Annotated in this window: 12 protein-coding genes; 8 read left to right on the plus strand and 4 right to left on the minus strand. The window is 47.9% G+C overall.

Going from position 1 to position 14,138, the window contains the following annotated elements:
* Window positions 1-10: 10 nt before the first annotated feature.
* The 6 genes from L4D12_RS06265 (at window position 11) to L4D12_RS06290 (ending at window position 5,398) form a co-directional block, all read left to right on the plus strand.
* Window positions 11-274, plus strand: coding sequence for a phosphopantetheine-binding protein (locus L4D12_RS06265; RefSeq protein ID WP_428446968.1), 264 nt, complete (start codon window positions 11-13; stop codon window positions 272-274).
* 118 nt (window positions 275-392) lie between these two features.
* Window positions 393-1,745: an AMP-binding protein gene (locus L4D12_RS06270; protein ID WP_428447098.1), complete on the plus strand. Its 1,353-nt coding sequence runs from the start codon at window positions 393-395 to the stop codon at window positions 1,743-1,745.
* Window positions 1,746-1,779: 34 nt separating this feature from the next.
* On the plus strand, window positions 1,780-2,151 hold the full coding sequence (locus L4D12_RS06275) for an ApeI family dehydratase (RefSeq protein WP_428446969.1): 372 nt from the start codon (window positions 1,780-1,782) through the stop codon (window positions 2,149-2,151).
* A 36-nt stretch (window positions 2,152-2,187) separates the two neighbouring features.
* Entirely contained in the window at window positions 2,188-3,732 is a 1,545-nt protein-coding gene (locus tag L4D12_RS06280) for an HAL/PAL/TAL family ammonia-lyase (RefSeq protein WP_428446970.1), read from the plus strand.
* Between the two features lie 18 nt (window positions 3,733-3,750).
* Entirely contained in the window at window positions 3,751-4,950 is a 1,200-nt protein-coding gene (locus L4D12_RS06285; RefSeq protein WP_428446971.1) for a beta-ketoacyl-[acyl-carrier-protein] synthase family protein, read from the plus strand.
* Window positions 4,943-5,398 (plus strand): hotdog family protein, encoded by a 456-nt coding sequence (locus tag L4D12_RS06290; protein WP_428446972.1) that lies wholly within the window; start codon window positions 4,943-4,945, stop codon window positions 5,396-5,398. Before L4D12_RS06285 ends, L4D12_RS06290 begins: the two co-directional genes overlap by 8 nt.
* Before the next feature lie 125 nt (window positions 5,399-5,523).
* Here L4D12_RS06290 and L4D12_RS06295 read toward each other — a convergent pair whose 3' ends face one another.
* The 3 genes from L4D12_RS06295 to L4D12_RS06305 form a co-directional block, all read right to left on the minus strand.
* Window positions 5,524-6,858 (minus strand): anaerobic C4-dicarboxylate transporter family protein, encoded by a 1,335-nt coding sequence (locus L4D12_RS06295; RefSeq protein ID WP_428446973.1) that lies wholly within the window; start codon window positions 6,856-6,858, stop codon window positions 5,524-5,526.
* Between the two features lie 101 nt (window positions 6,859-6,959).
* A complete protein-coding gene (argH, locus tag L4D12_RS06300) occupies window positions 6,960-8,342 on the minus strand; it encodes an argininosuccinate lyase (RefSeq protein WP_428446974.1) in 1,383 nt (460 codons plus the stop codon).
* 850 nt (window positions 8,343-9,192) lie between these two features.
* Complete coding sequence (locus L4D12_RS06305) at window positions 9,193-10,380, minus strand: XylR family transcriptional regulator (RefSeq protein WP_428446975.1); 1,188 nt, start codon at window positions 10,378-10,380, stop codon at window positions 9,193-9,195.
* A gap of 222 nt (window positions 10,381-10,602) precedes the next feature.
* Here L4D12_RS06305 and xylB point away from each other — a divergent pair, with 222 nt between their 5' ends.
* Window positions 10,603-12,054 carry a xylulokinase gene (xylB, locus tag L4D12_RS06310; protein WP_428446976.1) on the plus strand — a complete coding sequence of 484 codons (1,452 nt, stop codon included), beginning with the start codon at window positions 10,603-10,605 and terminating at the stop codon, window positions 12,052-12,054.
* 120 nt (window positions 12,055-12,174) lie between these two features.
* Here the strand turns inward: xylB and L4D12_RS06315 are convergent, their stop codons facing one another.
* On the minus strand, window positions 12,175-12,894 hold the full coding sequence (locus L4D12_RS06315) for a TetR/AcrR family transcriptional regulator (RefSeq protein ID WP_428447099.1): 720 nt from the start codon (window positions 12,892-12,894) through the stop codon (window positions 12,175-12,177).
* A gap of 167 nt (window positions 12,895-13,061) precedes the next feature.
* Here L4D12_RS06315 and L4D12_RS06320 point away from each other — a divergent pair, with 167 nt between their 5' ends.
* Window positions 13,062-14,138 (plus strand): efflux RND transporter periplasmic adaptor subunit, encoded by a 1,077-nt coding sequence (locus L4D12_RS06320; protein WP_428446977.1) that lies wholly within the window; start codon window positions 13,062-13,064, stop codon window positions 14,136-14,138.

The following is a 14,138-nucleotide window of genomic DNA, read 5'->3' on the forward strand; positions in this document are numbered from 1 at the left end:
ACTCGATATCATGGAACAATTATATATTGAAGTAAAAAAATTGATTATTGATTCACTGAACTTAGAAGATATTACAGTTGATGATATTGAAACATCAGCGCCTTTGTTCGGCGATGGACTGGGTTTAGATTCAATTGATGCACTTGAATTAGGCTTAGCAATTAAAAACAAATATAACATTATTATTGATGCTGATGATTCAACTACCAAAGAGAAGTTTACATCCGTCGAGAGCTTAGCGAACTATATTTCTTCACAGAATGCAGTTGTTTAATTCTTTCGTTTGTCGTCATTAAACATGAATCATACGGAAGACAAGAACAGTGACAGCATTTAAATCAGCCCATTGGGTACCACTCGCAGACGTCTTGCTGCAGACGCCGCGAGACAATATGTTGCGTGTTGCGACATCAGCAACAGGGGATAAAACTTGGCAGCAACTGCAGTTGGATGTTGCTTGTTTAGCTGCCGAATTGGAGACGGTGCCCGTTCAGCGTTGGGCTATGTGCTTTCAAGATAGCTACTGGCTGTTGGTGGCATTGTTAGGGGTCGCGGCAGCAGGGCGGCAAGGCGTACTGCCGGGTAACACACAACCCGCCGCCCTGCAGGCGCTCACTGGTCAATTTGATGGCCTGCTGTGTGATGACGATATTCAGCTAGGGACAGAGTTACCCGTTGTAAGACTGGCTGAAGGTTATTTTTGTGAATGCATGGCGCGTCATCACACTGCCGCCGTACAGCGGCAATTTGCGGTGCCTTTGGATTTAGCAACGACGACATTATTGCTGTTTACATCTGGTTCAAGCGGTGTTCCTAAATGTGTCAGTAAATCTTTTCAACAACTTGAGAATGAGATTAATCAGCTTGAGGCTTGTTGGGGGGCCGAGCTGGATTCAGCAAATTGCGTGGTCAGTACTGTATCGCATCAGCATATCTATGGGTTGCTGTTTCGGGTGATCTGGCCGCTGTGTGCAGGACGCTGTTTTGAGCGATTAGATCGTATTTATCCTGAGCAGGTGATGGCGCATGCGGATCCAGAAACCATTTTGATCAGCAGCCCGGCGTTACTGCGTCGTCTGCCACCTGCGATCAATGATCGGACTTATCGACGTGTTTTTTCATCCGGCGGGCCGTTGCCTTATGCTTCTGCCATTGAGGTTGAGAAGCGATTTGGGCAGTTAGCCATTGAAGTGTTTGGCAGCACTGAAACGGGTGGGATTGGTTATCGGCAACAAGTCAATAATGCAACGCCTTGGCGGTTATTCCCTGGGATCCAAGCCCAGTTGGATCCTGCTGGGTGTCTTCGGATCTTGTCACCTTTTATTGATCTTCAACACTGGTATCAGACTCAGGATCAATGTGATCTTGTTGATGGCGGGCGCTTTATTCTCAAGGGGCGGGCTGATCGAATCGTGAAGATCGAAGAGAAGCGCATTTCACTGGTCGAGGTTGAGCAGCGATTATGCCAACTTGATTGGGTTGAGGAGGCGGCCGTACTGCCGTTACAAACTGGACAGCGGATTCAATTGGCTGCGGTTGTTGTGCTCTCTGCTGCTGGGCAGGTGTTATATGCAGAACAAGGTAAAGGAAAATTTTCATTGCTGCTTCGTCAGTTACTGCGTCAGTGGATTGAGCCTGTGGGGATCCCTCGCCGATATCGGATAGTGACAACGATTCCAGTTAATCCGCAGGGTAAACGACTCATCAATCAATTATCTGACTTATTTACGGAACGGTCGCACTGACGGGCGGGCTAGCATCAAAATCAAGGAAGGCTGTATGAGTAAACGTAAGCCAGTACCCTTATCGCTTATGGGACAGGGCGCTGAGCGGCAACTGCAATTGCACATTGACCCAGAATTGAGTGATTTTCAGGGGCACTTTGCGGATCACCCTGTGCTGCCTGGCGTAACGCATATTGATTGGGCGGTGAAATACGCCTGTGACGTATTTGGTTTGGTGGCAGCCTTTGGCGGGATGGAGGTGATCAAGTTTCAAGAGCCGATTTTACCTGGTATGGAAGTGCAACTGAGCCTGATATGGCATGAGGATAAGGCTAAATTGCAGTTTAGTTATACCTCGCTTGATCGGCAGGGGCTGCCTCGGCTTCACTCTACCGGAAAAGTCGTATTACGAAGGACGTTTCCGTAATACTTTTATTTTTTGACTGAAAAATGGAATTAAGTCATGACAACAATGAAACAACAACCTGTGATGTTTGGCAAAGGCCGTTTGACCATCGAAGATGTCGAAGCGATTGCTAATGGTACTCCCGCAGTAATGAATAGCTCCGCTGAATTTACCAGCAAAGTTGACCGAAGTGTCGCTTTTCTTGAGCGATTATTGCAAGACGAAGGGGTCATTTATGGTGTAACAACCGGATACGGTGACTCGTGTACGGTTGCTATCCCTCCTGCGCTGGTTGATGAGCTGCCTCTCCATCTGACTCGTTTTCATGGTTGCGGTTTAGGGGATGATCTCGATCACCAACAAGCCAGAGCCGTGCTGGCTACCCGCTTATGCTCGCTTTCTCAGGGGATGTCAGGCGTCAGTCATGATCTGCTTAATCAAATTGTCACTCTTATCAATCATGATATTGCGCCTCGTATCCCACAAGAGGGATCGGTTGGGGCTAGCGGTGATTTGACGCCGCTGTCATATTTGGCTGCTGCGTTAATTGGTGAGCGAGAAGTGCTATATAAAGGCGAAGTTCAGCAGACAGCTGATGTATTTGCCGAGTTGGGTATATCCCCAATCAAATTGCGGCCAAAGGAAGGGCTGGCACTGATGAACGGGACGTCGGTCATGACTGCGCTGGCCTGTCTTGCTTATAAACGGGCTGAATATCTGGCACAGCTGGCGACCAAGATCACCGGCATGGTCTCGGTGGCGATGCAGGGTAATGACTTCCACTTTGACGAAGCTTTATTTGCTGTAAAACCTCATCCTGGTCAGCAACAGATTGCTAGCTGGCTACGTGCCGATCTTCAGGCTAATCGTCCGCCGCAGAATTGTGACCGTTTACAAGACCGTTATTCACTGCGCTGCGCCCCGCATGTGATCGGCGTCTTGCAAGATAGTCTGCCGTGGCTACGCCAGATGATTGAAAACGAATTAAATAGCGCGAATGATAATCCGATCATCGATGGGGATAATGAGCGAGTGCTGCACGGTGGGCATTTCTACGGTGGTCACATTGCCATGGCAATGGATATGCTAAAAACCGCGACCGCCAATATTGCCGATTTATTGGATCGCCAGATGGCCCAGTTGATGGATTACAAGTTTAATAATGGCCTGCCTTATAACCTGAGTGGCTGCCAAGGTGAACGTCAGCCCATTAATCATGGTTTCAAAGCAGTGCAAATCGGGATTTCTGCGTGGACAGCAGAAGCGCTTAAACACACCATGCCTGCCAGTGTCTTTTCACGTTCTACCGAGTGTCACAATCAGGACAAGGTCAGCATGGGGACGATTGCTGCCCGTGACTGCCTGCGGGTCTTGACATTAACTGAGCAGGTGACCGCGGCCTCTTTGATTGCATCAGCGCAAGGGCTGGTATTGCGAATGCGTCAGGGGGAGTTGAAGCAGGCTGAGCTGAGTCCGGCACTGAGTGCCATGTTGTTCCATGTGTTGGAAGATTTTGCACCGGTTGAAGAAGATCGCCCGCTTGAAGGGGATCTGAGAAAATTCGTTGCGATGATTCAGCATCAGCACTGGCCACTGTACTAAGCCAAGAAGAAGATAACCATGAGTAAGGGTAACCCTATATATATCCACGGTTGTGGGATGCATTCCGCATTAGGCCAGTCAGTTGAAGAGATCCATACGGGTTTGCGAACGGGGCAATCAGCGGGAATGCAGAGTTCGACCGCATGGCTTAATGATGGCAGTGATACCGTTGTTGGACAGGTCACCAGTGAACTACCGCTGATTACGGATCAATTCCACCATAAGAATACCCGTAATAACCGGTTGGCGCTTTCAGCACTGAATCAGATAGCGGAGCCGATAGCGCATGCGATTAAACGTTATGGGCACGAGCGCGTTGCGGTTGTGGTGGGAACCAGTACGTTCGGTATGGCGGACGGTGAAACCGCCATGTTGCACTATCAGCAGACCGGGGCATTTCCTGATGGTTACCATTACCATCAGCAAGAGCCGGGAAATCTGTCTGAGTTTATTGCCGATCACTTTGGGGTGACTGGCCCGACATACACGGTATCAACTGCCTGTTCATCCAGTGGCCGGGTCTATCTCTCTGCCGCACGGTTGTTGCGGGCGGGTATGGTGGATGCCGTGATCGTCGGTGGTGCAGATACCTTGTGTAAACTTACTCTTAATGGCTTTCATGGCCTTGAAGCACTGTCTGCGACCCACTGTAACCCTTTCAGTGTGAACCGAAAGGGTATCAATATCGGTGAAGCGGCAGCATTTATGCTGCTGTCAACCGAGCCGGATAACCACTCTGATGGCCCCGCAATTGCTTTATTGGGCGCGGGCGACAGCTCAGACGCTCACCATATATCAGCCCCACATCCCGAAGGTCGTGGGGCAGAACAAGCCATGCGCCATGCACTTGCCGATGCCGGGCTGACGCTGGAGCAAATTGGGTATATCAATGCCCATGGAACCGCGACACCGCTTAATGATGCGATGGAAAGTAAAGCCATCGCGAGGGTGTTTGGTAAAGAGGTACCGGTCAGCTCAACCAAGCCCTTAACCGGGCACACATTAGGGGCGGCCAGCGCGGTAGAAGCTGCACTGTGCTGGCATGTATTGCGTTATCAGCTGCCGCTTCCGCATCAGGTGAATGATGGTGAGCTTGGGGATCTCCCCATTCAGTTGGCGGCTCCGGGGATGAGATTGGCTTCCCCAGCGATCCTCAGTAACTCCTTCGCCTTTGGCGGTAACAACGTTAGCTTGATATTTGGGTATCCTGATGAATAGACCTCCCGCGTTGCTTGAACTGCTCCCCCATGATGCGCCAATGGCCATGGTGGATGAGTTAATTGATGTCGGTGGTGAGCATATTCATTGCCGAACGGTGATTACCGACCGTCATGTGTTCTTTGATAATGTGTTACGCAGTGTGCCCGGCTATGTCGGAATCGAGATAATGGCACAATCTGTAGCAGGGTGGGCGGGTTATCATGCTTGGTGTGAAGGGCGCAAACCGGCCATTGGGTTCTTATTAGGCACTCGTCGCTATCACAGTGAGGTTGCAGTTTTTGCTGAACATTCCGTGCTGGATATCTATGGTGAGCGTCTGATGGAGAATAAAGGGATGGCCGCATTTCGGTGCCGGATAGAACATAATGGCGAAGTCATTGCTCACTGTCAGCTTAATACTTATGTTCCTTCTCCTGAGCTATTGGCATCGGGCGTCACTGAGTAACGTTTAACTGACCCCATTATGCTATGTATGGTAATAAAAAAAGAGGGACGAAAGTCCCTCTTTTGTTGTTTTAGTCGTGCCGTTATTACCCGCTGTGGCAGTAAACCACGGGTGATTAACGTCTGTTAGAAAACAATTTTTGAAATAAAGTAACCGGCAGTCACTGATGAAATAATCATGACAAAACCTGGCAGCAGGTAACTGTGGTTAATTACGTAGGTACCTAATTTTGTTGTGCCGGTACGGTCAAATGATGCACAACCAATCTGGCCTGCACCTGGGACGATGAAGTCACCACAGGTCGCTGGGTACAGCGCAACAAGCAGGCCCGGAGGAATGCCCATCGCGGCACCCAGTGGCATCAGCGCAGAAACCGTTGCTGATGGGCTGAAGATAACGGCAGAGAAACAGAATAGGATCAGGCCGAACATCATTGGGGCGCTTTCGACCATGCCTTCAAAGGTTGTTTCAAAGAAAGGCTGGTACGCATTGAAGAAGGTACCTGTCATCCAAGAGATCCCGAATACACCGACTACACCGATCAGGCCAGAACGAAATACTGAACCAGAGGCAAATTTATCACCTGGTACTTTGGCAAACACGATAATAAATAGGGCACTCGCGAGCATGACCATCTGGATCAGCATTGGTGTGGATAGTACGACCGTTTTGCCGTCAACATCCCAAGATGGCAGCAGGCTCTTAAAGGTACCGAAAAGAATAACGGTGGCTACGCCTAAAGCGAACACCAGTACACTCGCCTTGGTGCCTTTTGATGGCTTGTACTCTTCCTGTTGTACATCCACTTCTTCATGAATAAGTTGGTACTCACCAGCTGCGATGCGACGCTGGAATTCAGGATCTTGCTCTAGCTCTAGGCCGCGTTTATACACAAACGCACAGCCACACAGGGTGCCGATCACAAAGGCAGGCATGCTAACAGCAAGGATCTGGAAGAAAGAGACGTCATAGATAGAAAGGGTCGCGATCATACCTGCCGTCGCCGCACTCATCGGACTGGCAGTGATAGCGATACCAGAGGCGATAACCGCCATTGACATCGGGCGTTCAGGGCGGATTTTTGCTTCTGCTGCGACTTCGGCAATTACCGGGTAAACCGCAAACGCTACGTAAGACGTACCACAGAAAACAACAAACATTGACGAAATCAATGGGCCCAGAAAGGTAATGGCACTCGGCTTCTTACGGAGCAGTTTTTCTGCCACACGAACTAAGAAATCCAAACCGCCAGCACCTTGTAACACACTGGTACACGCGATAACGGCGATGATGATCAGCAGTACGGTCACCGGTGGAGACGCGGGCTGAAGACCAAAACCTAATACCAACAGACAGACACCCAAGCCACCGGCAGCACCCAAGCCAACCCCGCCAAATCGGCCACCGACACCGATACAGCCCAGCACTACAGCAAGCTGTAGCCAAAATTCAATACTCATAAGAAATCCCTACCATACGTTTTGACGTAGTAGTTAATTGTTTAATCAATAAGGAGTGATGCTGCCAACCGGAACGTTGGCTGGCAGCATGAGTGTGCTAGTTAGTCAGCAGCAACAATGGATTCAGCGCGTTGAATTTGGGCTTCAACGGCTTGTGGTGCGGTACCGCCGTAAGAGGCACGTGCAGAGACACAGGCTTCTAGGGTGATGTCTTGATAGATATCGTCTTCAATCAGTTCACTGAATGAACGGAATTCATCAATGGTTAGTTCATCTAGCTTCTTATCGTGCTTGATGCAGTAGTTAACGGTTGAACCCACAACATGGTGCGCTTCGCGGAAAGGCAGGCCTTTACGTACTAGGTAATCCGCCATATCAGTTGCCGTTGAGAAACCACGATCTGCGGCATTACGGGTGTTGGCTTCGATGATCACCATCTTTTCAATCATCGGTGTCATTACCTGAAGTGACAGCTGAAGCGTATCCATTGAATCATAAACGGCTTCTTTGTCTTCACTCATGTCGGTGTTGTAAGCAAGCGGCAGGCCTTTCATTGTGGTCAGGATTGCCATCAGGTTACCGTACATACGACCAGTCTTTCCGCGGATTTTCTCTGCGATGTCTGGGTTTTTCTTCTGTGGCATGATGCTTGAGCCAGTACAGAAATCATCTGAAAGTTCAATAAACTTAAAGTCTTGGCTAGAGAACATGACAATTTCTTCTGACAGACGGCTTAAGTGCATGAAGCAGATTGCCGCTGCAGCATTGAATTCAACCATATGGTCGCGATCACTGACAGAATCAATGCTGTTTGGCGTTGGTTCGTCAAAACCAAGCAGCTCAGCGGTATAGAAACGGTCGATAGGGAAGGTTGTACCTGCAAGAGCTGCTGAGCCCAATGGGCATTGACCCATGCGCTTGTACAGATCTTCAAAGCGAGAGAAATCGCGCTCTAGCATCCAGAAGTAAGCCATGATCCAGTGTGAGAACAGGATTGGCTGACCGGTTTGCAGGTGAGTGTAGCCAGGCATAATGACGTTAATTTCGCCTTTTGCTCGCTGGATAATCACTTCCTGCATCTGACGGATCAGGGCGAGATTTTCTTTGATAGTTGCACGCATGTGCATTTTTGAATCTAGCGTGGTCTGGTCATTACGGCTGCGCGCAGTGTGCAGTTTACCGCCGACAGGGCCAATGATTTCTGTCATGCGCTTCTCGATTGACATATGAACGTCTTCATCAGCCGTATCATAAACAAACGTGCCTTCTTCTACTTCTTTTGCGACTGCTTGCAAACCAGAAATAATTTGTGCCGCTTCTTCTTGGGTAATGATTTCTTGTTTTGCCAGCATAGTTGCATGGGCAATACTGCCTTTAATATCCACTGGGAATAGGCGTTTTTCAATTAGAATGGTTGCGTTAAACTCTTCAACAAGTTTATTTGTTGGCAGATCGAATCGGCCGCCCCATAATTTAGAAGACATGTTAAAACCTCTTAATAGATCAATGTTGTGAATACTGTTTTATAGAATAAATTATTTTTTAGGTGCAATAATATACAACCATAAATATTTATTTTTGGTCTGTATTATTAAGGCATAAATAAAGTCAATAGCACTGTTGATATTAATCTAACGTGTTGATATGACTAAATTATTACTCATTTCCGAATTGTGTGGGTATGTTCTTTAACAGATAAATAATAACGTTAACCTTAAATTCATAGAATTAAGCAGTTATGTTTACCCAACAAGCGGTGAGATTTGAGGTGTTGATTCATATGCAGCTAATCGCTTATACAAATCAACCTAGAAGGCTAGGTGATAGAATCGAAGCTTAAGCGGCGATAGTTACCTTGGAATGTAAGACGTACTGGCACGAAAAAATCCTTTAAATAGTGCTAACTTGAACTGTAGAGCAAATCCTTTGATGGGCTGATAATATCTCGTTTTATTTATAAATAAAAGTGCGGAAGTTCACATAAAATTTAAAATATTAGTAAATTTTATCTTGTGAAGCATACACGTTGTCTTTTCTGTTGTCAGTCATGAGTGATTGCAGTTGAATTATAATGTTATTGTTTAACTGTTTGTTAAAATAATTGACGTATTAATAATTTTAATTATTTTTCATCATAATTGTATATGGTGACGAATAGTGATTCATTTTATTAATCGACTTAGCGTTGTTTATCATATTTAACTTTATCGTTGTTATATTTATCATGGGTATGTTTTTCAGCATAAAGCTTAACGATATCTATTTGAATATCTCCGAGAGGCGGTATCACATCACCACTCGGAGAGACAATTGGGGGATCATGGATATTGGAAATTACTCCGCCACGGCATGTTCGCTATCTCGGTGCTCTTTAGGCGTCTGGTTCAGGTTTTTCTTGAAGACGGTGTACATATACTGCAATGAAGGGTAGCCACACAGTTCGGCAATCTCCGCAATGGGCAATGAGGTTGACACTAACAGGTTACAGGCGCGCTTTAACTTGGCGTTATGTATCTCCTGATGGATAGAATGGCCGTATTCTTCTTTAAAACGCGCCTCCATGTTGGATCGTGAAATGCCGACGTAATTCAGAACTTGGTCTACTTTGATCCCTTTGCAGGCATTGTGGCGAATAAAGTGCATCGCCTGTATGACATAGGGATCATTTAATGCCAGATAATCGGTACTCTGGCGCTCAAATACTTGAGTGGGGGGCACCAGAATGCGTGTCGGCTTGGCCATGGTAGGGGCATTATTTTCAATCAGTTTATGCAGTACTTTCGCGGCGCGATAGCCCATCTCTTTACAGCCTTGGCCGACCGAGCTTAACGAGACGCGGGTTAGATAACGCGCCAGCTCTTCATTGTCGATCCCGATCACCGCGACTCTATCGGGCACCATAATATTGAGGTGCTCGCACACTTGTAGCAGATGACGTGCACGTGAGTCGGTTACCGCGATGATCCCTATCGGGGTGGGTAATCGCTGTACCCAATCGGCTAGCCGATTCATGTCGTATTGCCAGGTTTGCGGGCTGGTTTCATTTCCCTGATAAACTGCGTGGGCATAGCCTTCACGTTGGGTGAGAGCTTTGAATGCTTTTTCCCGCTCTTGTGCCCAGTGTTTTGACGGATCCGGAGGGGTGCCGTAAAAGGCAAAGTTTTCAAGTCCTTTATCACGTAGATGCTGAAAGGCCAATTCAACCAGTGCGTGATTATCCGTGGCGACATAGGGTACATCGGGATAATCCGCATCATTTTCATACGATCCACCCACACCGACTACGGGAATGGTGGCATCTTTTAGTAAGGCTCTGATCGCCGGGTTATCGAAATCCGCAATCACCCCATCCCCTTTCCATTCGTGGAAGTTCTCAATGTGGGTAGTAAATTCTTCGTCGAGGTAGATATCCCAGTCACATTGCGATGCTTGCAGGTATTCACCGATCCCTTCAATGACTTCTCGGTCGTATACCTTATTGGCGTTAAAAAGCAGGGTGATTCGAAAACGCTTATCCATCATGTCCTTAAGGTTTATTTATTCGTTTGCGCAGAGTCTACCAGTCTGTCACCGCATTCGATGTGATCCTACGCTCAGTCGTTAAATCCGTGTATCAGACTATTAAAAATCATAATTGTGCAAATAAAGGGGCGCGCTAAGATTGCTCAAGGTTAAAGAACTCGGTGGCTGCCATCCTAGTGTCATGTACAGCTGTCGATCTGCATCAGAATTGAGGAGCTCGAAATGTATATTGGTATTGATTTAGGGACATCTGGCGTTAAATCTATTGTGATGCTGGATTCGGGGGAGATCGTTGCTTCTCATAGCGTCTCTCTGGAGGTCTCTCGTCCTCGACCGTTATGGTCAGAGCAGGACCCGCAAGACTGGTGGGCGGCAACTTGCGCCTCTATCGACGGATTAAAAAATCAGATCGATCTGCAGGCCGTCAAGGCGATTGGTTTATCGGGTCAAATGCACGGTGCCACACTGCTGGATGCACAGGGCAAAGTGTTGCGTCCTGCGATCTTATGGAATGACGGTCGCTGCGAGCAAGAGTGTCTGGAACTGGAAGCGGCGGTGCCAAATAGTCGCGCTATTACTGGCAACATTATGATGCCGGGCTTTACCGCACCGAAGCTGAAGTGGGTGGCGAACTATGAGCCAACGATTTTCGCTAAGATTGATAAAGTACTGCTGCCTAAAGATTATCTGCGATTTAAAATGACCGGGGATTTTGCGTCTGAGATGTCAGATTCAGCCGGTACGTTGTGGCTGGACGTGAACCGCCGTGATTGGGATGATTCGTTACTGGCGGCGACGGGGCTAACGCGTCAACATATGCCGGCTTTGTTCGAGGGCAGTGATGTGACTGGCATTTTGTCACCCGACATAGCGGCACTATGGGGAATGAAGTCTGTTCCCGTGGTTGGCGGTGGCGGTGATAACGCCGCAGGGGCGGTCGGTGTGGGGATCACTCAACCGGGTCAGGCGATGTTGTCATTGGGTACATCGGGAGTTTATTTCGCGGTCAGTGATGGTTTTATCTCCAACCCTGAATCGGCGCTGCACAGTTTTTGCCATGCGCTTCCCGGTACGTGGCATACCATGTCTGTTATTTTAAGTGCGGCGTCGTGCCTGCAATGGGTGGCTGACTTAACCGGTTTTGATGAGGTCGGTGAGATGATCAAGCAGGTTGAAAACGGCGCGGATCGCGATTCCTCGGTAGTGTTTCTGCCGTATTTGTCGGGTGAGCGTACGCCACATAATAACCCAAATGCAAAAGGGGTCTTTTTCGGAATGACCCACTCTACGACGAAGCTTGAATTGGCTCAAGCGGTGTTGGAAGGGGTAGGCTTTGCCTTTGCTGATGGTTTCGATGCCCTGCATGTCACCAAAATGATCCCAGAAGAGGTGTCACTGATTGGTGGTGGTGCCCGTAGTGAATACTGGCGTCAGATGCTGGCCGATATCGTGGGTTTGCCCTTGGTTTACCGTCAGGGCGGAGATGTGGGGCCGGCATTAGGGGCGGCGCGCTTGGCCATGTTAGGGGTCTGCGACGGGGCGACACTATCGGATGTCTGTCCGGTTCCGGCATTGGTACAACGGCATGAACCGAATGAGGACAATGCTGCGCGTTACCAGACCAAACGCGATGTCTACCAGTCGTTATATCAGCAGTTGAAACCGCTGTTCTGAAGTGGTTATCAGCGCAAGATCCGTTCCTTCAAACGTTATTGCATCGAGTCCTGATTGTTTAATTGAAATGCCGTTCATTGTTGGACGGCATTTTTATTGCCATTAATTGAATATGGCTACTTACCACCCACCCACCCACTGGCAGGCTATATCCAATACCAGCTCTTCCAGCGAGTCTGGGTGGAGCATTTGATCGGGTGAAATGACAAAAGCTGTCGCCATCTGCTGGTTAAATAATTCCCAGTGATTAAGCAGACACTGGTTGAGATCACGGGTTTGCTCTGCCCAAGTATCGGCAATAAACGGTTTCATGCTCGCGGCTGCATGGCCGTATATCATCATCTGCCATTTCAGCACTTTCATCTCAATTTGGTGTTGAGGGAAGTCATGGTGAAAGGCATCGATTTGTTGCTGGACAAGATGCTCAATTTTTCCTGAATTATCGATGAAGTAATCAAACAGTGTATCTTCTTGCCTGACCGCATCGGCAATGAGCTGGATTGATTGGGGGTGCACGATCATATGCGCAAGCATACGAACCACAAACTGGTATAACCGTTGGTTAGACGGGCAGTCGGCAGGGATATCGTTCAATAAAGCGAACATATAAGTATGGATATAGGATTCTAAGCAATCGCTGATGCTGTGCCAGATTTTTTCTTTGCTGCCAAAGTGGTGGCGGATCAAGCTGTGGGATACACCGGCTCGTTCGCTGATATTTCGCAGTGATACGCGTTCATACCCCAGTTCACAAAACATGTTAGCAGCAGCTGTCATGATTGTTAGCTTTGTTTCTTCGGCAGCCTCTGCGCTGCGTCGGCCTTGTTTTCTTACCGTCATCACTTTATCTACTTTAGAGCCTTAGCCTTTTTTACCAGATATTGTACCAAATATCATCTTTGATACGTACTTAGCCACTTATTGTCCAAGTGTAAAATAAACTTGATCTTCACTTTGATCAACATATACTGCACGCATGTATAGTATCGACATCAGAGAGATCAACAGTGAGTAACGTCGTTATTCCTTGTTTCCCACGGACAAGAATGGCTGCCATTGTGCTACTCGGTGGGCTGTTAGCGGGATGCAATCAGGCCAACTCAGAACCCCATCAAGCTATAGTGAAGCCCGTGAAGCTTTATGAAATTCCGGTGCTGATGGATCAGTATAGTGATACGTTTCCTGCACGGGCTGAAGCTTTTCAGCATGCCAAGTTGTCGTTTCAGGTACCGGGTGAAATTGAAAAAGTAACCGTGTGTGTGGGTCAGTATATTGAAGAAGGCCAGGTTCTCGCCCAACTTGATGATCGCGATTATCAGCTGGCGTATGAGGCTAAGTTAGCGGAATTTGAATTAGCTAAAAGTCAGTATCTACGGGCGAAACAGCTGTATGAAAAGACGTTGATCAGTACCGATCAGTTTGACCGTAATGAAACTCACTATAAAACCACGATGGCCAATTTGGCGCTGGCTCATAAGGATGTTGAGGATACCGTGTTGCGTGCCCCTTTTGCGGGCGTGGTGTCGCTGAAATTTGTAAATCAGCACCAGTTTATTGGTGCTAACCAGCCAGTATTGAATATTCAAAATGTCGATCGGCTCGATCTTATTTTTAGTTTGCCAGTATCGTTTGTTGAGCAGTCGGACTTGACTACCTTGCAGCAGGCCATGTCTTGGGTGGTGATGGACAACTATCCGACCCTACCGATTCCGGCTCAATTCAAAGAGCTGTCTACTCAGCCTGATCCAGATACTAATAGCTATATCGCAAAGGTCACGATTGATCGCCCATCAGATCGTAATCTGCTTTCTGGCATGGCAGGACAAGTCCATTTTGCTAAAACGTTATCAACGGCTGCGACTCACCTACCCGAAGGGAGTTGGGTAGAGAAAGACAGTCATGGCGGCACGGTATGGCAGTTTGATCCTGCGACGGGCGTGGTTAATGCATTAGCCGTTACCTTGAATGATAACGGTGACGTGGTAGATGGTTTGAAACAAGGGATGGTGATTGTGACGGCGGGTGCAAAAGATTTGCAACCGGGTCAACAAGTTCGTGCGTGGCAGCGTGAGGGTGGCATTTAA

Origin of the sequence: Photobacterium nomapromontoriensis (assembly GCF_050336815.1) — a bacterium.
In the GTDB taxonomy this organism is placed as follows: Bacteria; Pseudomonadota; Gammaproteobacteria; order Enterobacterales; family Vibrionaceae; genus Photobacterium; species Photobacterium nomapromontoriensis.